The following is a 25,471-nucleotide window of genomic DNA, read 5'->3' on the forward strand; positions in this document are numbered from 1 at the left end:
ACTCACATCGAAATCATCAAAATAGAGAGCAACTATCCGTGTTCGTCCGGATTTCTCCCCCAGTAAGGGCAGAACACCGCTCACACCCGGACACAAAGCCCCGCACGGGCGCCCTCGAATCGCCTTAGTATCTCGGCACCTCAGCGCTTACGCGCGCCTTACTCCGACCCGAACAGAGGGCGTCCCGTGCAGATCCGTCAGATTCTCGCGACAGCCGCCGTCGCCGCCGTGACCGCACCGGTGGCGCTGCTGTCCGTCTCTCCCGCGTACGCCGACACGAAGCCTGCGGCGCAGACGCAGAAGCAGCCCTCCATAGCCGAGCTGCGCAAGGCGTACAAGGCGGCGAAGCAGGCGTACCAGGAGGCGGTGGCCGCCGAGAAGGCGATCGTGAAGGAGATCGACGACTTCAATCAGCCGTCGAACCCGCTCAAGGTCGCCGCCGACGCCGCGAAGACGGCCGCCGTCGAGGCCGCGAAGGCGAAGGACGAGGCCGACAAGGCCGTCGACGCGGCGCAGCAGAAGCTGGCCGACGCCGGTGACGACGAGGCCCTCAAGGAGGCGGCCCAGAAGGAGCTCGACCTCGCCACGGCCACCGCGGCCGAGAAGGCCACGGCCAAGACCGCGGCCGACGCCAAGTACGCGGAGGCCAACGACGCCTTCCACGACGCCAACGTCGCCCTCTTCAAGAAGCTCAACGACGCCCGCAACGCCATCGACGACGCCCGCGCCGCGAAGCAGGCCGCCAAGAAGGCCCTCGACGACGCGCTCGCCGAGCAGGAGGGGTCCGAGGACCCGCAGGACCCGGACTGCCCGGCGGGCTCCGACCTCAAGTCCGCCCTCTCCGGCCTGCCCTCGAAGATCGCCGCCGGTTCCACGGTCGACTTCCGGCTGCGGCTGACCAACACCTCCAAGCGGACCCTCGACGAGGTGTACCCGTTCGTGGCCGTGGGCGCGGTCGACAAGTCCGAGAAGGACCTGAGCGACAAGCTGCACCTCAAGTCCAAGCAGGGCGGCACCTGGAAGTCCGTCGACATGGGTGACTACGCGGGTCGGTTCACGAACGTGAAGGCGGGCGCGCACGTCGACCTGCCGCTGCGCCTGACGATCGACCGCTCGACCCCGGCCGGCTACGGCGCCAGCATCGCCCTGGGCGAGTACTTCAACCAGGACAAGAGCTGCGGCGCGAGCGACTGGGCCGTCTACGAGTTCACGATCAACCCGGTCGGCGCCGGCAACTCCGACACCCCCGCCAAGCCGGGCAACAAGCCCAAGCCCCAGGGCAGCGCCTCCCCCATCGCCAGCTCCGACTCCGGCAGCGGCTCCGGCACCGCGAACGGCTCGCTCGCCTCCACCGGCTCCTCCTCCGCCCTGCCGACCATCGGCCTGGCGGGCGGCGCGGCCGTCGTGCTCGGCGCGGGCGCGGTGTACGTGGTGCGCCGCCGCAAGGCCGCCGCCAACAGCTGACGCGGTCGCCCATGACTGACGGTGGGCCGGCACCCCTGCTGGAGGGGGAGCCGGCCCACCGCCGTCCTTTACGCCACCGTCAGCGGTCGAGCAACTTGTGGTCCACGCCCGTCAGTTGCTCCGACGCCGCCCACAACCGCTCCCCCGCCACGTCGTTGCGCGTCCACGACGCCCGCCACGACCTGACCGGCGCCCCGCGCGTCATCAGCACCCGCGGGCCGTAGAACTCGTCGGCCCGTACGCCGGGGTCCGTGGCCGCGCGCAACGTCGGCAGCGCCCCGCCCTCGGGGGACTGCCCGACGAACCGGTTCCCGACGTCGAAGAACCGCTCCATGCCCTTGCGGCCCTCCATCTGCGCCGCGCGCGACTGCAACTCCGTGGCCGCGTACCCGGGGTGCGCCGCGGCCGCGACGAGGTTCGCGCCCGCCGCCTTCGCCCGCCGCGCCAGCTCGTGCACGAACAGCAGGTTGGCCGTCTTGGACCGCGCGTAGGCCGTCCAACGCCCGTACTTCTTCTCGCTGTTGAGGTCGGCGATGTCGATGTTGGACATGGCGTGCAGGGCGCTGGAGACGGAGACGACGCGGGGCGCGGGCGCCGCGAGCAGGTTCGACAGGAGCAGCCCGGTGAGGGCGAAGTGCCCCAGGTGGTTCACGCCGAACTGCGTCTCGAAGCCGTCGCTGGTGCGCCCGTACGGGAGGGCCATCACGCCCGCGTTGTTGACGAGGAGGTCGAGCGGGCGGTCCTGGCGGGCCTCGGCGAAGGCGCGTACGGAGGCGAGGTCGCCGAGGTCGAGCGGGGCGAACTCGGCGTCCGCGCCGGGTACTTCGGACTTCAGGCGGTCGAGGGCCGCGGTGCCGCGCGACTCGCTGCGGCAGGCCAACACCACGTGAGCGCCCGCACGGGCCAGCTCGCGGGCGGTGACGTAGCCGATGCCGGTGTTGGCTCCGGTGACCACGGCCGTACGGCCCTGCTGGTCGGGGATGTCGGTCGCGCTCCAGCCGCTCATGGATCGGCTTCCCTTCGGTGACGTCGTCTGCGCGGTTACCGCAGGGTACGCCGATCAGCACGAAGGTCCCACGACGTGACGTAGGAAAACGTGACGTACGAAAGTGACGTACGAAAGTGGCGTACGAAAAAGGGCGGCACGTCCCCCGCAGGGTGCCGCCCTTTTCATGGATACCGGGGCCGCCGCGAATCGGTGAGGGTCGGGGACTCGCGGCGGCCCCGGAGTTCGGCTACAGGTCAGCGGTGGTCGCTGCCCTGCGAGGTGCTGGCCGCGCGCCCGGCCTCCAGGCGGGCGACGGGGATGCGGAACGGGGAGCAGGAGACGTAGTCGAGCCCGGCCTCGTGGAAGAAGTGGACCGACTCCGGGTCGCCGCCGTGCTCGCCGCAGACGCCGAGCTTGAGGTCGGGGCGCGTGGCACGGCCCGCCTCGACGGCGGACTTCACGAGGGAGCCGACGCCGTCCTTGTCGATCGTCTCGAACGGCGACACCCCGAAGATGCCCTTCTCCAGGTACGCCGTGAAGAACGAAGCCTCGACGTCATCCCGGCTGAAGCCCCAGACCGTCTGCGTGAGGTCGTTCGTGCCGAAGGAGAAGAACTGGGCGGCCTCGGCGATCTGCCCGGCCGTGAGGGCGGCGCGGGGCAGCTCGATCATGGTGCCGATGGCGAGCTTCAGCTTGACGCCGGTGGTGGCCTCGACCTCCGCGATGACCTGGTCGGCCTCCTCGCGGACGATCTCCAGCTCCTGGACGGTGCCGACGAGCGGGATCATGATCTCGGCGCGCGGGTCGCCCTTGGCGTTCTTCCGCTCGGCGGCGGCCTCGGCGATGGCGCGGACCTGCATGGTGAACAGGCCGGGGATGACCAAGCCGAGGCGGACGCCGCGCAGGCCCAGCATCGGGTTCTGCTCGTGCAGCCGGTGCACGGCCTGGAGGAGGCGCAGGTCGTTCTCGTTGTTGTCCTTGCGGGACTCGGCGAGAGCGACGCGGACCGACAGCTCGGTGATGTCGGGGAGGAACTCGTGCAGCGGCGGGTCGAGCAGCCGCACCGTCACGGGCAGCCCGTCCATCGCCTCGAACAGCTCGACGAAGTCCTGCTTCTGCAGCGGAAGCAGCAGCTTCAGGGACTCCTCGCGCTCGGCGTCGGTGTCCGCGAGGATCAGCTTCTCGACGAGCTCGCGCCGGTCGCCGAGGAACATGTGCTCGGTGCGGCACAGGCCGATGCCCTGCGCCCCGAAGCGGCGGGCGCGCAGCGCGTCCTCGGCGTTGTCGGCGTTGGCGCGTACGCGCAGGCGGCGTACTCGGTCCGCGTAGGCCATGATCCGGTGCACGGCGCCCACGAGTTCGTCGGCGTCGTCGGCCCCGGCGTGCATCCGGCCCTCGAAGTACTCGACGACCGGGGAGGGCACGACGGGCACCTCGCCGAGGTAGACCTTGCCGGTGGAGCCGTCGATGGAGACGGTGTCGCCCTCCTCGACGACGGTCTCGCCGATCGTCATGCGGCGCCGCTTGGTGTCGACCTCCAGCTCCTCGGCGCCGCACACACAGGTCTTGCCCATGCCGCGCGCGACGACGGCGGCGTGCGAGGTCTTGCCGCCGCGCGAGGTCAGGATGCCCTCGCAGGCGATCATGCCGTCGAGGTCGTCGGGGTTGGTCTCGCGGCGGATCAGGATGACCTTCTCGCCGGAGCGCGACCACTTGATGGCGGTGTACGAGTCGAAGACCGCCTTGCCGACCGCCGCGCCCGGAGAGGCGGCGATGCCGCGGCCGAGGAGTTCGACCTTCGCCTCGTCGTCGAAGCGCGGGAACATCAGCTGCGCGAGCTGCGCGCCGCTGACCCGCTGCAGGGCCTCGGCCTCGTCGATAAGACCCTGGTCGACGAGTTGCGTCGCGATACGGAAGGCGGCGCCGGCCGTCCGCTTGCCGACGCGCGTCTGCAGCATCCACAACTGGCCGCGCTCGATGGTGAATTCGATGTCGCAGAGATCCTTGTAGTGGTTCTCAAGGGTCTCCATGATCTGCATGAGCTGGTCGTACGACTTCTTGTCGATCTGCTCCAGCTCGGCGAGCGGCACGGTGTTGCGGATGCCCGCGACGACGTCCTCGCCCTGCGCGTTCTGCAGGTAGTCGCCGTACACGCCCTGGTGACCCGAGGCCGGGTCACGCGTGAACGCGACGCCCGTGCCGGAGTCCGCGCCGAGGTTGCCGAAGACCATCGAGCACACATTTACCGCCGTGCCGAGGTCGCCGGGGATGCGCTCCTGGCGGCGGTACAGCTTGGCGCGGTCGGTGTTCCACGACTCGAAGACGGCCTTTATGGCCAGGTCCATCTGCTCGCGCGGGTCCTGCGGGAAGTCCCGCCCGGCCTCGGTCTTGACGATCTTCTTGAAGCGCGTGACGAGCTTCTTGAGGTCGGCGGCGTCCAGGTCGGTGTCGACCACGACCTTCTTGGCCGCCTTGGCCTTCTCCAGGGCGTCCTCGAAGAGTTCGCCGTCGACGTCCATGACGGTCTTGCCGAACATCTGGATGAGGCGGCGGTACGAGTCCCAGGCGAAGCGGTCGTCGCCTGCCTGCTTGGCGAGGCCCTGCACCGACTTGTCGGAGAGCCCGATGTTGAGGACGGTGTCCATCATGCCGGGCATGGAGAACTTGGCGCCCGAACGGACCGACACCAGAAGGGGGTTGTCGGCCTGGCCGAGCTTCTTCCCCATCTTCTTCTCGAGCGCGTCGAGGTGCGCACTGACCTCGTCACGGAGTGCCACCGGCTCCTCGCCGCTGTCGAGGTAGACCTTGCAGGCCTCGGTGGTGACGGTGAAGCCGGGCGGGACGGGAAGTCCCAGGTTGGTCATCTCGGCGAGGTTGGCACCCTTGCCGCCCAGCAGGTCCTTGAGGTCCTTGTTGCCCTCGGTGAAGTCGTAAACGAACTTCGCTACCTGAGGATCCTTGTTCTCCGACACGTGTCTCGACTCCTCGAGGCTCGGTGGCTGCCCTGACGGCGAGGAACATACCCAGATCCAAGGCCTGTGGGTACGTCCACTCAGCCGTCATACGGGCGTAACCACCCGTCCGCCAGGAGATCGAAAGTGGCGGATGGAGAGCACCCCGCACATCGTTGTCTTTATTACTTGAACGCACTACCCCCGTAGACCTAGGGTTTTGCTCAGATGAGCGGGTCTTGCTCGTTTGTGCGTTCACGCCATAAATGATCGAGCAGTGGCACTCAGTGCCACGACTTGGAGAAGTGTCGGCGCCGATTTTTCGCTCATCTGAGCGCAACCCCGATCAGGGGTGGCGAGAATCACGCCGTTTGAAACGGCCGTCGGACGGTCCGGTTCCAGCATGCGGACGCGTCCCAGGGACGAAACGGGCGCGTCACACGCCGAGCGCCGCGAGCCGCCGCTCGGCCCGCTCGGGCGCGTACAGCTCCTCGACCACCAGCGCTCCCGCTCCGATGAGCGCGGAGCGCTCGCCGAGCCGGGACGTGACCACGTCCAGGTGCGCGGTCGAGCGCGGCAGGGCCCGTTGGTAGAGGAGTTCGCGGACGCCCGTGAGGAAGGCAGTTCCGGACAGATCTCCGGCGATCATGAGGACGCCGGGGTTGAGGAGCGTCACGACGGTGGCCAGTACCTCGCCGACGGCCCGCCCCGCGTCGCGCGCGAGCCGCAGCGCCTCCGGGTGCCCGGCGGCGAGCAGCGCCCGCACGTCGGAGCCGGAGGCCGCGGGGGTGCCCGCTTCGGTGAGCCGGCGCGCCAGGGCCCGGCCGCTGGCGACGGCGGCCAGGCAGCCGTACGAACCGCATCTGCACAGCGCGTCCGCGCCGCCCGGCACCCGTATGTGCCCGATGTCGCCCGCGCCCCCGTCGATGCCCCGGTAGATCGCGCCGTCCACGACGACGCCCGCGCCGATGCCGGTGGAGACCTTGACGAGGGCGAAGGCATGGCAGTCGGGGTGGGCGGCGCGCTGTTCGCCGTACGCCATGAGGTTGGCGTCGTTGTCGACGAGGACCGGCAGGTCGGCGGGGGTGCCCGCGCCCTCGGCCACCGCGCGGGCGAGCCGGCCCACGATGTCGTAGCCGTCCCAGCCGGGCATGATCGGCGGCTGTACGACCCGGCCGGAGGCGAAGTCCACGGGCCCGGGCACCGCGAGGCCGAGTCCGCACACCGCGTCCGGCGTACGCTCCGCCTTCTTCAGCAGGTCCCCGAACCAGGCCCCGAGTCGGGAGAGCACGGCCTCGGGTCCGTCGTCGACGGTGAGGGTGTCCGTGTGCTCGGCGAGTACGTCGCCGCCCAGGGACAGGACGGCGGCGCGGGCGTGCCGGGTGTCGAGGTCGGCGGCGAGCACCACGGCGTGCGCGTCGTCGAACTCCAGGTGGATCGAAGGGCGGCCGCCGAGCCGGGAGTTGACGGGTCCCGCGACGCCTTCGCGCAGCCAGCCGGCCCGGAAGAGCCGGTCGAGGCGCTGGCCGACGGTGGCCCTGGACAGGCCGGTGACTTCCTGGAGTGCGCCCCGCGTGGTCGCCCTGCCGCTCCGCACCATGTGGAGCAACTCCCCGGCGCTCGCCCGGTTCCCCGCCGTGCCCGCAATGCCCGCCATGCCGCGTCAACCCCCTTGCGTTCATCAACTGTGCGTTACATTCTAGGTTTTGCGTGTTAAGTAGACGTAACTCTAGGCTGCATGCCGCGTAACCGGCAGCCCCCGGCAGACAACCCCGGAAGAGAACCGGAAGGGACGTGGGAGAGCCTGTGGAGCACACGACCGAGCGGCAGGGAAGCGCGCTGCGGCCCGCACGGCCCGGCGCCTCCTTATGGGACCGTGCCGCGCGCGTGCTCGACGCGAACTGGACGGGCACCTCGACCGTCCCCTCGCGCACGCTCTACCCCCACCAGTGGTCCTGGGACTCGGCGTTCATCGCGATCGGCCTGCGCCACGTCTCCGCCCTGCGCGCCCAGGTGGAACTGGAGACGCTGCTCGCCGCCCAGTGGGGCGACGGCCGGATCCCGCACATCGTCTTCAACCCCGCCGTCCCGCTCGACGCCTACTTCCCGAGCCCCGACTTCTGGCGCTCCGCCACCGCGGGCCGCGCCGCCGGCGCCCCGGCCGCCGTGCAGACATCGGGCATCGTGCAACCGCCCGTGCACGCGCTGGCCGCCTGGCTGGTGCACCGCGCCGACCCGGAACTCTCCCGCGCCCGCGGCTTCCTCGCGCGCGTCTACCCCGGCCTCGCGTCCTGGCACCGCTACCTCCTGCACCGCCGCGACCACGGCGGCGGGGGCCTGGCCGCCGTGATCCACCCGTGGGAGCAGGGCATGGACAACAGCCCGTGCTGGGACGCCCCGCTCCGCCGGGTGTCCCCCGCCCCCGCCCGGACGTTCCGCCGCGCGGACCTGGAGCACGGGGTGGCACAGGACCGGCCGACGGACCTCGACTACGGGCGGTACGTGCGGCTTGCCGCCGACTACCGGGACGGCCAATACGCGGACGTGGTGGGCGGGTTCGCGGTCGAGGACCCGTCCTTCAACGCGCTGCTCGCCGCCTCCGAGCACGCCCTCGCGCGGATCGCCTGCGAGTTGGGAGCGGTGGGGACGGCGCGGCACGCGCGGGCGGAGCGGCTGACGGCGGCGCTGGTGCGGCGGCTGTGGGATCCGGCGGCGGGAATGTTCTTCTGCCGGGATCTACGCGGCGGGGGTGGAGATCTCGTCGTGGAGTACGGCGTCTCCGGGCTGCTGCCGCTGATCCTGCCGACGCTGCCGCAGGAGGTGACGCGGGCGCTCGTCGCCACCGCGTGCGGACCGCACTTCGGCCTCGGCGACCTGACGCGCCTGGCCCCGAGCTACGACCTCCGGAGCCCGGCCTTCGACCCGCACCGCTACTGGCGCGGGCCCGCCTGGTTCAACACCAACTGGCTGCTGGAACACGGACTCCGGCTGCACGGCGAGCACGCGCGGGCCGCGCGCCTGCGCACCGCCATGCTCGACGTCGCGGGGGCGTCGGACTTCGCCGAGTACGTGAATCCCCGTACGGGGGCGGGCTGCGGCGCCCGCGGCTTCGGCTGGACGGCCGCGCTGACGCTGGATCTGCTATCCGCTGGGTGAGAGGACGGACGTCGTGACGACGGATGGGCAAGGATACGAGCAGGGACGCCAACTCCTGGTCTGCGGAGAGACGTTCGCGGCGACGGACCCGTCCGGCGCGCTCACCGCGGTGCGCGGCGGCTCCTCCCCCGACGGCCTGTTCGTACGGGACGCGCGCCACCTGTGCCGCTGGCAGCTCACGGTCGACGGGGCCGCGCCGGAGGTCCTCGCCCCCATGTCGTACGAGCAGGAGGGCGTGGGCCGCTGCGTGCTCGTGCGGCGCGGCGGACGTCAGGAGCCGTCGCCGTACACGGTGTTCCGTGAACAGGCGGTGGCGGAGGCCTCGTTCGTGGAGCGGCTGCGGGTCGTCTCGAACCGCCCGGCGCCGACGACGGTACGCATCGCGCTCACGGTCGACGCGGACTTCACCGACCAGTTCGAGCTGCGCTCCGACCACCGTACGTACGTCAAGACGGGCGCGGTCCGCACCCGCGAAGTCCTCGACGACGGCGTGGAGTTCACGTACACGCGCGGCGACTGGTGCTCCTCGACGACCGTGACGAGCGAGCCGCCGCCGGACGGGGTCGAGGAGACGGGAACCGGGGCGCGCCGCCTCGTATGGACCCTGGACCTGCCGGGCCAGGGCGGGGCCGAGCTGACGCTGCGGGTGGTGGCGCGACCGTCGGGCACGGAGCCGGTACGAGCCCCGGAGAGCCCTGCCGCGGTGTCGTCCGAACTGGCCGACACCGTAAGGGAGTTCACGGACGGAGTCGAGCTGCCCGCGGGCGCCTGGCCGGAACTCTCGCAGGCCTGCGCGCGCGGGCTCGCGGACCTCGCGGTGCTGCGGGTCGCGGCGGCGGGCCCGGACGGGGAGCGGCACCTGGTACCGGCGGCGGGCGTGCCGTGGTTCCTGACGCTGCTCGGCCGGGACGCGGCACTCACCTCGCTCTTCGCGCTGCCGTACCGCCCCGAACTGGCCGCCGCGACCCTCCCCGTACTGGCCGCGACGCAGGCCACCGAGGCGGTGGAGGGGCCGGTGGCGCAGCCCGGGAAGATCGTGCACGAGGTGCGCCACGGCGAGCTGGCGCACTTCGGCCAGGTCCCCTTCGGCCGCTACTACGGCTCGGTGGACGCGACACCGCTGTTCCTCGTGCTGCTGGGCGCGTACGTGGAGCAGACCGGGGACGCCGGTCCTGCCCGCCGCCTGGAGTCCCACGCGCGGGCGGCGGTCGGCTGGATGCTCGACCACGGCGGGCTCACGTCACGCGGCTACCTCGTCTACCGGGCCGACCGGGGCGGCCTCGCCAACCAGAACTGGAAGGACTCCCCCGGCGCGATCTGCGCGGCCGACGGCGGCCGGGCGACGGGTCCGGTGATGGCGGCCGGGGCGCAGGGCTACGCGTACGACGCGCTGCGCCGCACGGCGACGCTCGCGCGCACGGTCTGGTCCGACGCGGTCTACGCGGACCTGCTGGAACAGGCGGCGTCGGACCTTCGGGACCGTTTCGTACGGGACTTCTGGATGCCGGAGAAGCGCTTCCCGGCGCTGGCGCTCGACGGCGAGGGCAGGCAGCTGGACGCGCTGGCGTCGGACGCGGGCCATCTGCTGTGGTCGGGTCTCCTCGACAAGGAGTACGGGGAGGAGGTCGGCCGCCGTCTCCTGGAACCGGACTTCTTCTCCGGCTGGGGCGTCCGCACGGTGGCCTCCGGCCAGGGCGCCTACCACCCGCTCTCCTACCACCGGGGTTCGGTCTGGCCGCACGACAACGCGCTGATCGCGCTGGGCCTTGCGCGGTACGGGCTGCACGACGAGGCGCGGGTGGTGGCGGGCGGCCTCATCGCCGCGGCGAGCGCGTGCGGGGGCCGTCTCCCGGAGGTGCTGGCGGGGTACGCGCGCTCGACGTACCCGGGGCCGGTGCCGTACCCGTACGCCTGCCAGCGGGAGTCGCGGTCGGCGGCAGCACCGTTGGCGCTGCTGACGGCGGTGGGGGGAGGCTGAGGCCCCGGCCAATCAAGCCCCTGCGGCGATTGAGCGCCGAACAACTCAAGCCCCGGCCAATCAAGCCCCTGCGGCGATTGAGCAGCGGGGTCCGGGGCAGAGCCCCGGGCCGCAACCACGGCGCCGCGCAACAGGCCCCGGTCACCCCCCGGACGTGTCCAGTTCCGCGTCCTCGCTGATACCCGCGCAGTCGTACGGATCCTTGAGCCACCCGTCCGGCAGGACGACCCGGCCATTGCCCGACGTACGGCCACGAGGACCGTCGGCGCCGGTGGGCCACCCCTGATCGAGGTCCAACTCGTCCAGGCCCGAACGGAGTTCCTCCAGCGACGACGTGATCGCCAGCCGCTTGCGCATCTCCGAGCCGACCGCGAACCCCTTCAGGTACCAGGCCACGTGCTTACGGAAGTCGATCACGCCGCGCGACTCGTCGCCGATCCACTCGCCGAGCAGCGTCGCGTGCCGCACCATCGCGTCCGCGACCACCCGCAACGTCGGCCGGGCACGGTCCTCGCGCCCCTCGAACGCCGCCACCAGATCCGCGAACAGCCACGGCCGCCCGAGGCAGCCGCGCCCCACGACGACTCCGTCGACCCCGGTCTCGCGGACCATGCGCAGCGCGTCGTCCGCCGACCAGATGTCGCCGTTGCCGAGCACCGGGATCTCCGGGACGTGCTCCTTCAGGCGCGCGATCGCGTCCCAGTCGGCCGTGCCGCCGTAGTGCTCGGCCGCCGTGCGCCCGTGCAGGGCGATCGCCGTGACGCCCTCCTCGACCGCGATCCGGCCCGCGTCGAGGTACGTGATGTGGTCGTCGTCGATGCCCTTGCGCATCTTCATCGTGACCGGGAGGTCGCCCGCCCCCGACACCGCTTCCTTCAGGATCGCGCGCAGCAGGTTCCGCTTGTACGGGAGCGCCGAGCCGCCGCCCTTGCGGGTCACCTTCGGGACCGGGCAGCCGAAGTTCAGGTCGATGTGGTCGGCGAGGTCCTCCTCCGCGATCATGCGGACGGCCTTGCCGACGGTGGCCGGGTCGACGCCGTACAGCTGGATGGAGCGGGGCTTCTCGGTCTCGTCGAAGTGGATGAGCTGCATCGTCTTCTCGTTGCGCTCGACCAGCGCCCGCGTCGTGATCATCTCGCTCACGAAGAGGCCCTTGCCGCCGGAGAACTCCCGGCACAGCGTGCGGAACGGCGCGTTCGTGATCCCGGCCATGGGGGCGAGGACGACGGGCGGTTGCACGTGGTGGGGGCCGATGGTCAGAGCGGGCATCGCGGGGCTCTCCGAGCGGACGACGGGTGGGGGTCGGCGTCCATTGTCCCTCATGGTCCGGTTGGCCCGGTCGTATGGTCCCGGCCTCCCGCTCCCACGCCTCGGGGCTCTGCCCCGGACCCCGCGCCTCAATCGCCGGCGGGGCTTGATAGGTCCGGCACCCCGCACCGCCACCGCCGGAAGGGCTTGATGTGTCCGGCACCCCACCCTGCCACCGCCGGAAGGGCTTGATGTGTCCGGCACCCCGCACTGCCACCGCCGGAAGGGCTTGATGTGTCCGGCACCCCGCACTGCCACCGCCGGAAGGGCTTGATGTGTCCGGCACCCCACGCTGCCAGCACCCGAAGAACCTGACAGGTCCGGCACCCCGCGCTGCCAGCACCGGAAGGGCTTGATATTCGGCGCCTCGGACGTCGGGCCGGCCCGTTGTGGCCGACGTCTCGCCGCACAGCAGATCCGGCTACCGTCGGACACATGCCCGATGCACGACAAACCCTGACCCACCGCAGGCGCATGCTCGTCCTGGCGATCTGCTGTATGAGCCTGCTGATCGTCAGCCTCGACAACACCGTCCTGAACGTCGCCCTCCCCTCCATGGCGAAGGACTTCGACGCCACGCTCTCGGGCATGCAATGGACGATCGACGCCTACACGCTCGTCCTCGCCGCGCTGCTGATGCTGTCCGGGTCGACGGCCGACCGGATCGGGCGGCGCAAGGTGTTCATGGTGGGGCTGACCGTGTTCACGGTCGCGTCCGTGGCCTGTTCGCTCGCGCCGACGCTGGAGTCGCTCGTCGCGTTCCGGATGTTGCAGGCCGTGGGTGGCTCGATGCTCAATCCGGTCGCGATGTCGATCATCACGAACACGTTCACGGACCCGCGTGAGCGGGCCCGTGCGATCGGTGTGTGGGGCGGGGTGGTGGGCATCTCGATGGCGGCGGGCCCGCTGGTCGGTGGGCTGCTCGTGGACTCGGTCGGCTGGCGGTCGATCTTCTGGATCAATCTGCCGGTCGGCCTCGCGGCCCTGCTCCTCACGCTCCGCTACGTCCCGGAGTCCCGCGCCCCGAAGGCCCGCCGCCCCGACCCGGTCGGCCAGGTCCTGATCATCGCGCTGCTCGGCTCACTCACGTACGCGATCATCGAGGCCCCCGACGCGGGCTGGACCTCGGTCAGGATCCTGGTCTTCGCGGCGGTCGCGGCGGCGGCTCTGATCGGGATTCTGGTCTATGAGCCCAGGCGTGCCGAACCCCTTATCGACCTGCGGTTCTTCCGGTCGGCGCCGTTCAGTGGCGCGACGGTGATCGCGATCTGTGGCTTCGCGGCGCTCGGCGGGTTCCTGTTCCTGTCGACGCTTTATCTGCAGGACGTACGCGGGCTCGACGCGCTGCACGCGGGGCTGTGGATGCTGCCGATGGCGGCGATGACGCTGGTGTGCGCGCCGCTGTCCGGGCGGCTCGTCGGGAGCCGGGGGCCGCGGCTCCCGCTGCTCGTCGCGGGCGTCATGATGACGGCGAGCGGGGTGCTGTTCGCGGCCTTCGACGCGGAGACGTCCAATGGCACGCTCTTCCTCGGCTACGTCCTGTTCGGCATCGGCTTCGGCTTCGTGAATGCGCCGATCACCAACACCGCGGTCTCCGGGATGCCGCGCGCCCAGGCGGGCGTCGCGGCGGCCGTCGCCTCCACGAGCCGGCAGATCGGCCAGACCCTCGGCGTCGCCGTGATCGGCGCGGTGCTCGCGTCGGGCGTGGCCTCGTCCTCGTACGCGACGGCCTTCGTCGGAGCCAGCCGCGCCTGCTGGTGGATCATCGCGGGCTGCGGTCTGGCCGTCCTGCTGCTCGGCGCGCTGACCAGCGGGCGCTGGGCGCGGGAGACGGCGCGGCGGACGGCGGAGCGCCTGGAGGACGCGGAGGACGCCGCGATCACGGAGGCGGCGACCCGGTCGACGTCATGACGACGACGCCCGGTCCTCCGCCAGTTTCTGCAGTTCCTCCAGGCGTGCGCCGGAGACGTCGTCCGCCGGGGTGTACGTGACCAGGCGGGCGCCGCAGGCGCGGCCGAGCCACAGGTCGGTGTGGACGAGGGAGATCTGCCCGACGTGCTCGTTGCGGAAGTGCTTGACCTTGCTGGGCGCCGAGCTCTGCACGTCGTGGCGCTCCCACACCTCGCGGAAGTCGGGCGACTCCTCGGAGAGCCGCTTGAGGATGAGCTTCCAGCCGGGTTCGCCGAGGTGGTCCGCCATGACCGCGCGGAACTTGGCGGCCATCATCGGCAGCACCTCGTCCAGGTAGACGATCGACCGCCGCCACCGTTCGTGCGTGAACGCCAGGATCATCAGGTTGCGGTCCTCGGGCGGGATCTCGTCCAGGTCGCAGAGCAGCCTGCCGTACGTGCGGTTGTACGCGAGGATGTCGGAGCGGCTGTTCTGCACGTAGGCCGGGTACGGCTCCAACTTCCGCAGCATGCCGATGACTTCGGGCGTCAGCGTGGTGCAGACCGCCGCCGGTGTCGGGTCGATGGCGCCCGCGAGGCCGAAGAGGTGGGCCCGCTCGCTCGCGTCGAGGCGCAGCGCCCGGGCCAGCGCGTCGAGCACCTGCGCCGAGACCTGGATGTCGCGGGCCTGCTCCAGCCACGTGTACCAGGTGACGCCGACCGCCGAGAGGTGCGCGATCTCCTCGCGGCGCAGCCCCGGGGTGCGGCGGCGCCTGCCGCGCGGCAGCCCCACCTCCTCGGGCGTGATCCGCTCGCGGCGGCTGCGCAGGAAGCCCGCCAGCTCGTGCCGCCGGACCTCGGCCGATCCGCTGCCCCGCACATCTGGTGCAACCGGTTCGACCGGCGCGACCGGTACGTTCCGTGTCATCGTGGCCATTCCCCCAGGGTGGACCCGGCCGGAGCCTGTTTCCAGGTAGCGCTTCTACCAGGATAAGAACACTCTGGTACCCGTCTGGGGCCCGGACGACGCTCGTTGGCATGACGACCCACATCCAGGCGAGGACCGCGAACACCGGGGAGCGCGACCGTACGCCGCCCGTCCTCGGCGGCCTCGGCCTGCTCACGGTGCTGCTCGGCGCGGCGCTGCCCCTGATCGACTTCTTCATCGTCAACGTCGCCCTGCCCACCATCGGCCGCGATCTGCACGCGAGCGAGCCCGTCCTCGAACTCGTCGTCGCGGGCTACGGCATCACGTACGCCGTCCTGCTCGTCCTCGGCGGCCGGCTCGGCGACCTCCTCGGCCGGCGCCGCCTGTTCCTGATCGGCACGGCGGCCTTCGGCATCACGTCGCTGGCCTGCGGACTCGCCCCGACGGCCTGGGCGCTGGTCGCGGCCCGGATCGCGCAGGGCGCCTCGTGCGCGGCGATGCTGCCGCAGGTCCTCGCCACGATCCAGGCCACGACCACGGGCCCGCACCGGGCGCGCGCCATGAGCAAGTACGGCGCCACGGCCGGGCTTTCGATGGTGGCGGGTCAGGTGCTCGGCGGTGTACTCGTCTCGGCGGACCTGTTCGGCACGGGCTGGCGTTCGGTGTTCCTGGTGAACGTGCCGGTGGTGCTCCTCGCCCTGGTCCTCGCCGTCCGTACGGTTCCCGAGACCCGCTCCGAGCGGCCCGAGCCGGTCGACGTGCCGGGCACGGTGCTGCTCGCGCTTGCCCTGATCGCGCTGCTCGCCCCGCTGACGGAGGGCCGGGCGGCGGGCTGGCCGCTGTGGACGTGGCTGTGCCTGGCGGCGTTCCCGCTCCTCGCGTACCTCTTCTACGCGGTGGAGCGCGCGGCCGACCGCGCGGGCCGCACCCCTCTCGTACCGCCGTCCCTGTTCCAACTGGTGTCGCTGCGGCGCGGGTTGGTGATGGTCGTGCCGTTCTCCACCGGCTTCAGCGGGTTCATGTTCGTCATCGCGGTGGCGCTGCAGCGGGGCGAGGGTCTTGGCGCGACGGAGGCCGGGCTCACGCTCGCGCCGATGGCGGCGGTCTTCTTCGTGACCTCGCTCGCGGGGCCGCGCCTGGTGAGCCGCTGGGGTTCGCGGGTCGTCACGGTGGGCGGCCTGTTGCAGGCGGCCGGGGTGGCGCTGATCGCGTTCGCCGCGTGGCAGGCGTGGCCGGGGCTCGGGATGCTCGAACTGCTGCCGGGCGCGGTGCTCGCCGGAGCGGGCCAGGCGCTCCAACTCCCCATCATCTTCCGGATCATCCTCTCCGAGGTGCCCGCGGCGCGGGCGGGCGTCGGCAGCGGCGTGATGACGACGACGCAGCAGGCCGCGCTCGCCCTGGGCGTGGCCACGCTGGGCTCGCTGTTCCTGTCCGCGGCCCCCGGCATGGGCATGCGCGACGCCCTGGTGACGACGCTGCTCGTGCAGCTCGCGGCGGTGGCGCTGACGGTGCTGCTGAGCCTGCGTCTGCCACGCCGCATCGTGTGACGGGTAACGGGTGACGGATGACAGATATTGAAATCTGTCATCCGTCATGCCATGGTGGAGGGACACCCACCCCCACCCACGCCTCCCGGAGGCCCCCGATGACCCTCCCCACCCGCACCCTCGGCAGCACCGGCCCCCGCACCGCCGCCCTCGGCCTCGGCTGCATGGGCATGTCCGCGCTGTACGGAGAGGCCGACCGGGCCGAGTCCGTCGCCACGGTGCACGCCGCGCTCGACGCCGGGGTCACGCTCCTCGACACCGGCGACTTCTACGCGATGGGCCACAACGAGATGCTGCTCGGCGAGGCCCTGCGCTCGGCCCCCGCCGCAGCCCGGGAGAACGCGCTGGTCAGCGTGAAGTTCGGCGCCCTGCGCGGCCCGGACGGCGCCTGGAACAGCTACGACGCCCGCCCCGAGGCGGTGAAGAACTTCGCCGCGTACTCGCTCCAGCGCCTCGGCGTCGACCACATCGACGTCTACCGGCCCGCCCGCCTCGACCCCGAGGTGCCGATCGAGGAGACGGTCGGCGCCATCGCCGAACTCGTCGAGCAGGGCTACGTACGGCACATCGGGCTCAGCGAAGTGGGCGCGGACACCATCCGCAGGGCCGCCGCCACGGCCCCGATCTCCGACCTCCAGATCGAGTACTCGCTCATCTCGCGCGGCATCGAGGACGCGATCCTGCCGGCCACCCGCGAGCTGGGCATCGGCATCACCGCGTACGGAGTGCTGTCCCGCGGCCTGATCTCCGGCCACTTCACCCGCGACCGGCAGCTCGGCGCGGGCGACTTCCGGGCGTTCAGCCCGCGCTTCCAGGGCGAGAACCTCCGGCACAACCTGGACCTCGTCGACCGGCTCCGCAAGATCGCCGAGCAGAAGGGCGCGAGCGTCGCGCAGATCGCGATCGCGTGGGTGCTCAGCCGGGGCGAGGACATCGTCCCGCTGGTCGGCGCCCGCCGCCGCGACCGCCTGACCGAGGCCCTCGGCGCGCTCGACGTCACGCTCGACGCCGCCGACCTCGCCGCCGTCGAGGAGGCCGTGCCCGCGGACGCCGCGGCCGGCGACCGTTACCCGGCGGCCCAGATGGCACACCTCGACAGCGAGCGCTGATCAGCGGCGGGTAACTTCATAGCCATGGCCCCCGAGACCCTGACCCCCGAGCGCATCCTCGCCGCGACCGAGGACGTGCTGCGCAGGCACGGCCCCGCGAAGGCGACCGTCGTCGACGTGGCGCGCGCGCTCGGGGTCAGCCACGGCTCGGTGTACCGGCACTTCCGTACGAAGGCGGAGCTGCGCGGCGCGGTCACGAAGCGGTGGCTGGACCGGACGACGGGGCGGCTCGCGGAGGTCGTGGCGGGTGACGAGGCGCCGGCCGACAAGCTCCGCCACTGGCTGGCGACCCTCTTCGACGCCAAGCGCCACAAGGCGGGCGACGATCCGGAGCTGTTCGCCACGTACTCCGTCCTCACGGACGAGCAGGGCGGTGTGGTCGACGTCCATATCGCCGAGCTGACGGCCCAGTTGACGTCGATTCTTCAACAGGGCGTGGACGCGGGTGAGTTCGAGGCGGCCGACCTCGGGGTGACCGCGCGGGCGGTGTTCGAGGCGACGGCCCATTTCCATGACCCCGTGCACGCGGCGGAGTGGGTGCGGGACGACGCGCAGGCCGCGTTCGACGCGGTCGTGGGACTGGTCCTGCGCGGACTTCGACGCTAGACGGCGTTGCGGCCTCGGGGCTCCGCCCCGGACCCCGCGCCTCAAACGCCGGCGGGGCTTGAATGTGGCCGCCTCATGCCCCAGCGGCGGGTGACCCCCTCAAGCCCCTGCGGCAATTGAGCAGGCCTTTCCAGCCCCTGCGGCGATTGAGCAGGTCTTTCCAGCCCCTGCGGCGATTGAGCAGCGGGGTCCGGGGCAGAGCCCCGAGGCCGTGCCCCCGTCGCGCCGGGCAGCGAAAGGCCCGGCCCACCACGGGTGAACCGGGCCGAAGCAAACGCTCGGGTCAGCAGCCGACGAGCCGCGACGCCAGGTAGCCCTCGATCTGGTCGAGGGAGACGCGCTCCTGCTTCATGGTGTCGCGCTCGCGCACGGTCACCGCGTTGTCGTCGAGCGTGTCGAAGTCGACCGTGACGCAGAACGGCGTACCGATCTCGTCCTGGCGACGGTAGCGGCGGCCGATGGCGCCCGCGTCGTCGAAGTCGATGTTCCAGTTCTGGCGCAGCGCCTGGGCCAGGCCCTTGGCCTTCGGGGACAGCTCCGGGTTGCGGGACAGCGGGAGGACCGCGACCTTCACCGGGGCGATGCGGTGGTCGAAGCGCATGACCGTGCGCTTCTCCATCTTGCCCTTGGCGTTGGGCGCCTCGTCCTCGACGTACGCGTCCAGCATGAACGCGAGCATCGCGCGGCCGACACCGGCCGCGGGCTCGATGACGTACGGCGTGTAGCGCTCGCCCTTCTCCTGGTCGAAGTAGGAGAGGTCCTGACCGGAGGCCTTGGAGTGCGCGGACAGGTCGTAGTCGGTGCGGTTGGCGACGCCCTCCAGCTCGCCCCACTCGCTGCCGCCGAACTGGAAGCGGTACTCGATGTCAGCGGTGCGCTTCGAGTAGTGGGAGAGCTTCTCCTTCGGGTGCTCGAACCAGCGCATGTTCTCCTCGCGCATGCCGAGGCCCGTGTACCAGTTCCAGCGCTGGTCCATCCAGTACTGCTGCCACTGCTCGTCCTCGCCCGGCTTGACGAAGAACTCCATCTCCATCTGCTCGAACTCGCGGGTGCGGAAGATGAAGTTGCCCGGCGTGATCTCGTTCCGGAAGCTCTTGCCCATCTGCGCGATGCCGAAGGGCGGCTTGCGGCGCGAAGTCGTCTGCACCTGGCTGAAGTTGGTGAAGATGCCCTGCGCGGTCTCGGGGCGCAGGTAGGCGACGGAGCCGCTGTCCTGCGTCGGGCCGAGGTGCGTGGAGAGCAGGCCGGAGAACTGCTTGGGCTCGGTGAACGTGCCCTTGTTTCCGCAGTTCGGGCAGGAGAGGTCGGCGAGGCCGTTCTCCGGGAGGCGGCCCTTCTTCGCCTCGTACGCCTCCTCCAGGTGGTCCGCGCGGAACCGCTTGTGGCAGGAGGTGCACTCGGTGAGCGGGTCGGTGAACGTGGCGACGTGGCCGGAGGCCTGCCAGACCTCGGTCGCCAGGATCACGGACGAGTCGATACCGACGACGTCCTCGCGCGAGGTGACCATGTAGCGCCACCACTGACGCTTGAGGTTCTCCTTCAGCTCGACGCCCAGCGGTCCGTAGTCCCAGGCGGCGCGCTGACCGCCGTAGATCTCGCTGCAGGGGTAGACGAAGCCACGGCGCTTGCTGAGGCTGACGATGGTGTCGATCTTGTCGGCGGCCACGGTGCTCTCTTCATTACGACGACGGTGAGCGCGCTGGATACGCGCTCCGGGAGCGAATGCCTCAGGTTACCGGCGGGGCCACCCCCCGAACCAAATCGGTTCTTGGTGCAGAGCGGGACGAAGGGCTTGTTGACAATCGTTTCCAGTTTTGTTGAAAATGACTGTCATGAACGTACGACGATCCCGCAAGCTCATACCCGTCGCCGCCGTCACCGCCCTCGGTCTCGGCGCCCTCACCGCGTGCGGCAGCTCCGCAGCCGACGACAAGGGGAGTGACGGCAAGCTGAGCGTCGTCGCGTCGTTCTATCCGATGCAGTACCTCGCCGAGGAGATCGGCGGGGACCACGTGGACGTCACGAACCTGACCCAGCCCGGCCAGGAGCCGCACGACCTGGAAGTCAGCGCCAAGCAGCGCGCCCAGCTCGAGGAGTCCGACGTCGCGGTCTACCTGAAGGGCCTGCAGCCCTCGGTCGACGAGGCGATCGGCCAGTCCGGCATCAAGACGAAGATCGACGCCGGCACCCTGACCTCCCTCGAAAAGCACGGCAACGAGGTCGACGGCCACGACCACGAGCACGCCGGCCACACCCACGACGAGGACGCCGCCGACCCGCACATCTGGCTCGACCCGGTGAAGTACGCCGAGGTCGCCGAGGGCGTCGGCAAGGCCCTGGAGAAGGCCGACCCGGACCACGCGGCCGACTACAAGAAGAACACCAAGGCCCTGGTCGGCGAGCTCGACGAGCTGAACACCAAGTACGAGAAGGGCCTCAAGGACGCCACGTCCTCAGGGTCCTCGACCTTCATCACCACGCACGCCGCCTTCGGCTACCTCGCCGAGCGCTACGGCCTCACCGAGGAGGCCATCAACGGCCTCGACCCGGAGAGCGAGCCCAGCGCCGCCCGCGTCAAGGAGCTCCAGAAGACGGCCGAGCACGACGGCGTCTCCACCGTCTTCTACGAGACGCTCGTCAGCGACAAGACCGCCAAGACCCTCGCGGGCGACGCGCACCTCAAGACCGACGTCCTCGACCCGATCGAGGGCATCACGAAGAAGTCCAAGGGCGACGACTACATCGAGGTCATGGAGTCGAACCTGGCGGCGCTGCAGAAGGCGCTGGACGCCAAGTGACCACAGGGGAGCGCGAGATGAGTGAAGGCGAGGGCGAAGGCGAAGCCGTCATATCCCTGCGCAAGGTGACGGCCGAGCTCGGCGGGCGCCCCGTGCTGCGCGGCATCGACCTGACCGTGCACCGCGGCGAGGTCGTCGCCCTGCTCGGCGCGAACGGCTCAGGCAAGTCCACGGCCGTACGCAGCGTCATCGGCCAAGTGCCCGTCACCGGCGGCGAGATCGAGATCTTCGGCACGCCGCGGCGGCGCTTCAAGCACTGGGCGCGCGTCGGCTACGTACCGCAGCGCACGACGGCCGCGGGCGGCGTGCCCGCGACGGTCACCGAGGTCGTCTCCTCCGGGCGCCTCTCGCGCGCCCGGTTCGGCATCCTGCGCAAGGCCGACCGGGACGCGGTCACCCGCGCCCTCGAACTCGTCGGGATGGCGGACCGCGCCAAGGACTCCGTGGACGCCCTCTCCGGCGGCCAGCACCAGCGCGTACTCATCGCGCGCGCCCTGGCCGCCGAACCCGAGCTGCTGATCATGGACGAGCCGATGGCGGGCGTCGACCTGGCCAGCCAGGAGATCCTCGCGGCGACCCTGCGCACGCAGGTCGCGGCCGGCGCATCCGTCCTCCTCGTGCTCCACGAACTCGGCCCGCTGGAGCCGCTGATCGACCGCGCGGTCGTGCTGCGCGACGGCTGCGTGCTGCACGACGGCCCGCCCCCGCAGGCCGTCGGCCTGCACGCGCTGCCCGGCCACGACCACGTACATCCGCACACCGCCGCCCATTCGGAACCCGTACGTACAGGACTGCTGAGCTGACATGGAACTCCTCTCCTACGACTTCATGCAGCGGGCGCTGCTCGCCGCCGTCCTCGTCGGCATCACGGCCCCGGCCGTCGGCATCTACCTCGTGCAGCGCCGCCAGGCCCTGATGGGCGACGGCATCGGGCACGTGGCGATGACGGGTGTCGGCCTCGGCTTTCTGCTGTCGACGTCCCCCGTGTGGATGGCGACGCTCGTGTCCGTACTCGGCGCCGTGGTCATGGAGTTGATCCGCTGGTACGGGAAGACGCGCGGCGACATCGCGCTCGCGATGCTCTTCTACGGAGGCATGGCGGGCGGCGTCATGTTCATCAACCTGGCGCCCGGCGGCTCCAACGCCAACCTCAACTCGTATCTTTTCGGCTCGCTCTCGACCGTCTCCCAGGACGACGTCCTCGCGATCTGTCTGCTCGCGGCGTTCGTGGTGCTGGTGACGGTCGGCCTGCGGCGGCAGCTGTTCGCGGTGAGCCAGGACGAGGAGTTCGCGCGGGTGACGGGGCTGCCGGTGCGGTTCCTGAATCTGTTGATCGCCGTGACGGCGGCGGTCACGGTGACCGTCGCGATGCGGGTCGTCGGGCTGCTGCTCGTGTCCGCGCTCATGGTCGTGCCGGTCGCCGCGGCGCAGCAGTTGACCCGCAGCTTCAAGGCGACGTTCGTGATCGCGGTGGCGCTCGGCGTCGCCGTGACGATCGGCGGCACCGCCACCTCGTACTACCAGGACGTGCCGCCCGGAGCGACGATCGTGCTGCTCACCATCGCCGCGTTCGTCGTCCTCGCGCTGCTCGCGAAGCCGCTGGCCCGGCGCCGGGCGCGCGCGGTGGAGGTGCCGCCGGGGGATCCGGCCGAGTGCCCGATCCCCGAGCAGGCCCCGGCCAAGGTATGACCCGTGCGTACGGCCGCCTGGCACAATGGCGGCCGTACGTACGTGCAGGGACAAGAGGAGGAACCCGTGGCAGCCCCGGTTCGAGGCAGGTCGACCCGCCAGCGCGCGGCCGTGGCGGCGGCGCTCGACGAGGTCGACGAGTTCCGTAGCGCGCAGGACCTGCACGACGTCCTCAAGCACAAGGGGGACTCCGTCGGGCTGACCACGGTGTACCGCACGTTGCAGTCCCTTGCGGACGCGGGCGAGGTCGATGTGCTGCGGACGTCTGACGGCGAGGCGGTGTACCGGCGGTGCTCGACCGGTGAGCATCACCACCACCTGGTGTGTCGGGTGTGCGGCAAGGCGGTTGAGGTCGAGGGGCCGGCCGTGGAGAAGTGGGCGGAGGCGATTGCCTCCGAGCACGGGTATGTGAATGTGGCGCATACGGTTGAGATCTTCGGTACCTGTGCGGAGTGCGCTGCCGCTTAGGTTGCGGGTGGCTGTGTTGCGGGTGGGTGTGTTGCGGGTGCGGGGCTCTGCCCCGGGCCCCGCTCCTCAATCGCCGGAGGGGCTTGAATTGTGCTCACCCGCCGCCGGAGGGGCTTGAATTGTGCTCGCCCGCCGCCGGAGGGGTTGATTGGGTGGGTTGTTCAGGCTCGTAGAGGGTCGCTACCGCGGAGCGGGACGAGAAGCCCAGTTTGGACAGGATGTGTTCTACGTGGGCGTCTGCGGTGCGTTTGGAGATGACTAGGCGTTCGGCGATTTCGCGGTTGGTGAGGCCTTCGGCCACGAGGGCGGCGACTTCGCGTTCGCGGGCTGTGAGGGCTTCCAGGCCGGCCGGGCCGTCCGGGTCCTCGCGTTGTTGGGGGACGGTGACGCCGCGCGGGAGTTCGTCGGTGAGGGCCCAGCGGACGGCGTCCTGGGTGGTCAGGGCCTCGCCCTCGCGGAAGCGGCGCTGGAATTCGTGCTCGCCGAGGGCCCTGCGGGAGGACTCGGCGGCGGCGTCGTGCAGGGTGTCGTAGACCTCCATGGAGAAGCGGGGCGCCGACGCGGCGAGGCGCCACAGGCGGTCCGCGGCGCCGTGCAGCACCGCGACGCGGGAGGCGCCGCCCAGTTCGGCGGCGCGCCAGGCGAGGTTCTCCAGGAAGTGGGCGATGCCCATGGAGTCGCCGAGCGCGGCCTTGACGCGGATGCCCTCGCGGGCGCACTCGGCGCTCGCCACGTGGTCGTCGGCGAACCACAGGCCGATGCTCTTGGTCCACAGCGCCCAGCCGCGCGCCCAGCACTCGTCGGGGGTCGCCGCGTCGCGCTCCAGGGAGCGGTCGCACAGGGCGATGCCGCGCTGCGGGTTCCCGGTGAGGATGTGCGGGGGCGCCGCGACGAACGGGGCCATCAACTGGCCCGGCCGGTCGCCCAGTTCGTCGAAGACGCGCAGCGCCTCATCGAACTCCTCGGTCACGCCGTCCAGTTCGCCAAGGAAATACGTGTTCATGGCGCGGGCCGCGCGCGCCCAGGCCACGCCTCCGCGGTCGCCGAGCGAAGCCGCGACCGTCTCGGCCTCGTCGTACAGGGCGCTGTGGTCGTCGGTGTCGCCCTGGAGGTTCATGTACGTGCCGGTGATCCACAGGGCGCGGACCCGTTCGGTGGTGGCCTTGGGGGCGACGGCGAGGGCGCGGGCCAGCCAGTGGCGTCCCTGGGTCAACAGGCCCGCGCAGTTCCAGTAGCCCCACAGGCGGACGGTGAGGGTGAGCAGTGACTGCTCCTCGCCGGGGGTGGCCGCGGCGAATTCGAGGGCCGCGCGCAGGTTGCCGTGTTCGTCGACGAGGCGGCGCAGCCAGGGGAGTTGGCCGTCGCCCGTCCACTCGTGGTCGTACTCCTCGGCGAGCCGCAGGTAGTAGGCGAGGTGCCGGGCGCGGGCGGCGTGCTCCTCGTCGTCGGCGCCGAGGTGGTCGAGGCCGAACTCGCGGAGGGTGTCGAGCATCCGGTAGCGGGGTTCGGGGTGTTCGTCGTCGGCTTCGACGCGCTGGACGACCGACTTGTCGACGAGCCCGGCCAGGCAGTCGAGGACGTCGTCGGCGGGCAGTTCGGCCTCGTCGGCGCAGACGTCCTCGGCGGCCTCCAGGGTGAAGCCGCCCACGAACACGGAGAGCCGCGCCCACAGCAGCCGCTCCCGTACCGTGCACAGGTCGTGGCTCCAGGCGATGGTGGCGCGCAGCGTCTGGTGGCGCGGCACGCTCACCCGGCGCCCTCCGGTGAGCAGTCGAAGGCGCTGGTCGATGCGGCGCAGCAGCTGGTCGGGGCCGAGGACGCGGAGCCGGGCGACGGCGAGTTCGACGGCGAGCGGGATGCCGTCGAGGCAGCGGCACAGGTCGTGTACGGCGCCCCGGTTGGCGTCGGTGAGGACGAAGCCGGGGGCGGCTGCCGCGGCCCGGTCGACGAACAGCGTGACGGCTTCGCAGGGCCCGCCGCCGTCCGCACCGGCACCGGTACCGGCGTCCGTGCCCGCGTCGGGCACGGGCAGGGGCGGGATCGGCAGCACCTGTTCGCCGGGGATGTCGAGGGGCTGGCGGCTGGTGGCGATGACGCGCAGGGCGGGGGCCGCGTGCAGCAGCGTGTCGGCGAGCGCGGCGCAGGCGTCGATGAGGTGCTCGCAGGTGTCGAGGACGAGCAGGGCGCGGCGCTCGGCGAGGTGTGCGCACAGCGCCTGGAGCGCGTCGGACGCGCCCTGCTCGGAGAGGCCGAGCGCCGCGCACACGGTGTGCGGGAGCAGTTCGGGGGCGCTGAGCCCGGACAGTGGCACGAGGTGCACGCCGCCCGGGTGCTCGGCGGCCTGCTCGCGGGCCGCGCGCACGGCGGTCCGGGTCTTGCCGACGCCGCCGGGCCCGGTCAGTGTGACGAGCCTGACCCGGGTCAACGCCTCGGTGATCAGGCGGAGTTCACGCCCGCGCCCGACGAAGCTGGTGGTCTCTGCGGGGAGTTCGACAGCTACTGCGCGCGCGTCCATGGGCCAACGGTAGGGCGGACGGGGCGCGGCCCGCGGTGGATGACCGCTCCCGCACGGTCCCGTCGCTTTCCGCCCGG

At 71.3% G+C, this 25,471-nt stretch carries 18 protein-coding genes; 11 read left to right on the forward strand and 7 right to left on the reverse strand.

The window, feature by feature from the left end; all coding sequences use genetic code 11:
* The first annotated feature begins 186 nt into the window (after positions 1 to 186).
* Entirely contained in the window at positions 187 to 1,464 is a 1,278-nt protein-coding gene (locus RBJ65_RS14840) for an LPXTG cell wall anchor domain-containing protein (protein ID WP_306321737.1), read from the forward strand.
* 79 nt (positions 1,465 to 1,543) lie between these two features.
* Here RBJ65_RS14840 and RBJ65_RS14845 read toward each other — a convergent pair whose 3' ends face one another.
* From RBJ65_RS14845 to RBJ65_RS14855, 3 genes are all read right to left on the reverse strand, one after another.
* Entirely contained in the window at positions 1,544 to 2,470 is a 927-nt protein-coding gene (locus tag RBJ65_RS14845; RefSeq protein WP_306321736.1) for an oxidoreductase, read from the reverse strand.
* A 236-nt stretch (positions 2,471 to 2,706) separates the two neighbouring features.
* On the reverse strand, positions 2,707 to 5,424 hold the full coding sequence (gene ppdK / locus RBJ65_RS14850) for a pyruvate, phosphate dikinase (protein WP_306321735.1): 2,718 nt from the start codon (positions 5,422 to 5,424) through the stop codon (positions 2,707 to 2,709).
* A 415-nt stretch (positions 5,425 to 5,839) separates the two neighbouring features.
* Positions 5,840 to 7,060, reverse strand: a complete 1,221-nt coding sequence (locus RBJ65_RS14855) for an ROK family protein (protein ID WP_306321734.1) — start codon at positions 7,058 to 7,060, stop codon at positions 5,840 to 5,842.
* Between the two features lie 149 nt (positions 7,061 to 7,209).
* On the opposite strand from RBJ65_RS14855, the gene RBJ65_RS14860 reads away from it, so the two are divergent.
* Together RBJ65_RS14860 and RBJ65_RS14865 are read left to right on the forward strand one after the other, a co-directional pair.
* Positions 7,210 to 8,559, forward strand: coding sequence for a hypothetical protein (locus RBJ65_RS14860; protein ID WP_372341377.1), 1,350 nt, complete (start codon positions 7,210 to 7,212; stop codon positions 8,557 to 8,559).
* A gap of 13 nt (positions 8,560 to 8,572) precedes the next feature.
* The gene (locus RBJ65_RS14865) at positions 8,573 to 10,537 is read left to right on the forward strand and encodes a glycogen debranching N-terminal domain-containing protein (RefSeq protein ID WP_306321733.1); all 1,965 of its coding nucleotides are present in this window, start codon (positions 8,573 to 8,575) and stop codon (positions 10,535 to 10,537) included.
* A gap of 141 nt (positions 10,538 to 10,678) precedes the next feature.
* On the opposite strand, the gene dusB is transcribed toward RBJ65_RS14865, so the two are convergent.
* Positions 10,679 to 11,806 carry a tRNA dihydrouridine synthase DusB gene (gene dusB, locus RBJ65_RS14870; RefSeq protein WP_306321732.1) on the reverse strand — a complete coding sequence of 376 codons (1,128 nt, stop codon included), beginning with the start codon at positions 11,804 to 11,806 and terminating at the stop codon, positions 10,679 to 10,681.
* Between the two features lie 474 nt (positions 11,807 to 12,280).
* Between dusB and RBJ65_RS14875 the strand changes: the two genes are divergently transcribed.
* Positions 12,281 to 13,756, forward strand: a complete 1,476-nt coding sequence (locus RBJ65_RS14875; RefSeq protein ID WP_306321731.1) for an MFS transporter — start codon at positions 12,281 to 12,283, stop codon at positions 13,754 to 13,756.
* On the opposite strand, the gene RBJ65_RS14880 is transcribed toward RBJ65_RS14875, so the two are convergent.
* Positions 13,751 to 14,671 (reverse strand): helix-turn-helix transcriptional regulator, encoded by a 921-nt coding sequence (locus RBJ65_RS14880; RefSeq protein WP_372341376.1) that lies wholly within the window; start codon positions 14,669 to 14,671, stop codon positions 13,751 to 13,753. The genes RBJ65_RS14875 and RBJ65_RS14880 overlap by 6 nt on opposite strands.
* A 101-nt stretch (positions 14,672 to 14,772) precedes the next feature.
* Between RBJ65_RS14880 and RBJ65_RS14885 the strand changes: the two genes are divergently transcribed.
* From RBJ65_RS14885 to RBJ65_RS14895, 3 genes are all read left to right on the forward strand, one after another.
* Entirely contained in the window at positions 14,773 to 16,209 is a 1,437-nt protein-coding gene (locus RBJ65_RS14885; protein WP_306321730.1) for an MFS transporter, read from the forward strand.
* Between the two features lie 98 nt (positions 16,210 to 16,307).
* On the forward strand, positions 16,308 to 17,318 hold the full coding sequence (locus RBJ65_RS14890) for an aldo/keto reductase (RefSeq protein ID WP_306321729.1): 1,011 nt from the start codon (positions 16,308 to 16,310) through the stop codon (positions 17,316 to 17,318).
* Between the two features lie 24 nt (positions 17,319 to 17,342).
* The gene (locus RBJ65_RS14895; protein ID WP_306321728.1) at positions 17,343 to 17,924 is read left to right on the forward strand and encodes a TetR family transcriptional regulator; all 582 of its coding nucleotides are present in this window, start codon (positions 17,343 to 17,345) and stop codon (positions 17,922 to 17,924) included.
* 283 nt (positions 17,925 to 18,207) lie between these two features.
* Here the strand turns inward: RBJ65_RS14895 and RBJ65_RS14900 are convergent, their stop codons facing one another.
* Complete coding sequence (locus RBJ65_RS14900; protein WP_306321727.1) at positions 18,208 to 19,590, reverse strand: glycine--tRNA ligase; 1,383 nt, start codon at positions 19,588 to 19,590, stop codon at positions 18,208 to 18,210.
* A gap of 166 nt (positions 19,591 to 19,756) precedes the next feature.
* Between RBJ65_RS14900 and RBJ65_RS14905 the strand changes: the two genes are divergently transcribed.
* The 4 genes from RBJ65_RS14905 (at position 19,757) to RBJ65_RS14920 (ending at position 22,879) form a co-directional block, all read left to right on the forward strand.
* Positions 19,757 to 20,722 carry a metal ABC transporter substrate-binding protein gene (locus RBJ65_RS14905; RefSeq protein WP_306321726.1) on the forward strand — a complete coding sequence of 322 codons (966 nt, stop codon included), beginning with the start codon at positions 19,757 to 19,759 and terminating at the stop codon, positions 20,720 to 20,722.
* 17 nt (positions 20,723 to 20,739) lie between these two features.
* Entirely contained in the window at positions 20,740 to 21,525 is a 786-nt protein-coding gene (locus RBJ65_RS14910; RefSeq protein WP_306321725.1) for a metal ABC transporter ATP-binding protein, read from the forward strand.
* A gap of 1 nt (position 21,526) precedes the next feature.
* Positions 21,527 to 22,411, forward strand: coding sequence for a metal ABC transporter permease (locus tag RBJ65_RS14915; RefSeq protein WP_306321724.1), 885 nt, complete (start codon positions 21,527 to 21,529; stop codon positions 22,409 to 22,411).
* 66 nt (positions 22,412 to 22,477) lie between these two features.
* Entirely contained in the window at positions 22,478 to 22,879 is a 402-nt protein-coding gene (locus tag RBJ65_RS14920) for a Fur family transcriptional regulator (protein ID WP_306321723.1), read from the forward strand.
* Between the two features lie 94 nt (positions 22,880 to 22,973).
* Here the strand turns inward: RBJ65_RS14920 and RBJ65_RS14925 are convergent, their stop codons facing one another.
* The gene (locus tag RBJ65_RS14925) at positions 22,974 to 25,394 is read right to left on the reverse strand and encodes a LuxR C-terminal-related transcriptional regulator (protein ID WP_306321722.1); all 2,421 of its coding nucleotides are present in this window, start codon (positions 25,392 to 25,394) and stop codon (positions 22,974 to 22,976) included.
* Between the last annotated feature and the right edge of the window lie 77 nt (positions 25,395 to 25,471).

Origin of the sequence: Streptomyces sp. KL109B (assembly GCF_030766935.1) — a bacterium.
Taxonomy (GTDB): domain Bacteria; phylum Actinomycetota; class Actinomycetes; order Streptomycetales; family Streptomycetaceae; genus Streptomyces.

What these genes read in the sequence shown, in the direction of transcription:
- RBJ65_RS14875 (WP_306321731.1), top strand. Translation starts at nt 12,281, where the DNA reads ATGCCCGATGCACGACAAACCCTGACCCACCGCAGGCGCATGCTCGTC.
- RBJ65_RS14880 (WP_372341376.1), bottom strand. Translation starts at nt 14,671, where the DNA reads ATGGCCACGATGACACGGAACGTACCGGTCGCGCCGGTCGAACCGGTT.
- RBJ65_RS14910 (WP_306321725.1), top strand. Translation starts at nt 20,740, where the DNA reads ATGAGTGAAGGCGAGGGCGAAGGCGAAGCCGTCATATCCCTGCGCAAG.
- RBJ65_RS14845 (WP_306321736.1), bottom strand. Translation starts at nt 2,470, where the DNA reads ATGAGCGGCTGGAGCGCGACCGACATCCCCGACCAGCAGGGCCGTACG.
- RBJ65_RS14890 (WP_306321729.1), top strand. Translation starts at nt 16,308, where the DNA reads ATGACCCTCCCCACCCGCACCCTCGGCAGCACCGGCCCCCGCACCGCC.
- RBJ65_RS14925 (WP_306321722.1), bottom strand. Translation starts at nt 25,394, where the DNA reads ATGGACGCGCGCGCAGTAGCTGTCGAACTCCCCGCAGAGACCACCAGC.
- RBJ65_RS14895 (WP_306321728.1), top strand. Translation starts at nt 17,343, where the DNA reads ATGGCCCCCGAGACCCTGACCCCCGAGCGCATCCTCGCCGCGACCGAG.
- RBJ65_RS14915 (WP_306321724.1), top strand. Translation starts at nt 21,527, where the DNA reads ATGGAACTCCTCTCCTACGACTTCATGCAGCGGGCGCTGCTCGCCGCC.
- RBJ65_RS14885 (WP_306321730.1), top strand. Translation starts at nt 14,773, where the DNA reads ATGACGACCCACATCCAGGCGAGGACCGCGAACACCGGGGAGCGCGAC.
- RBJ65_RS14855 (WP_306321734.1), bottom strand. Translation starts at nt 7,060, where the DNA reads ATGGCGGGCATTGCGGGCACGGCGGGGAACCGGGCGAGCGCCGGGGAG.
- RBJ65_RS14905 (WP_306321726.1), top strand. Translation starts at nt 19,757, where the DNA reads ATGAACGTACGACGATCCCGCAAGCTCATACCCGTCGCCGCCGTCACC.
- dusB (WP_306321732.1), bottom strand. Translation starts at nt 11,806, where the DNA reads ATGCCCGCTCTGACCATCGGCCCCCACCACGTGCAACCGCCCGTCGTC.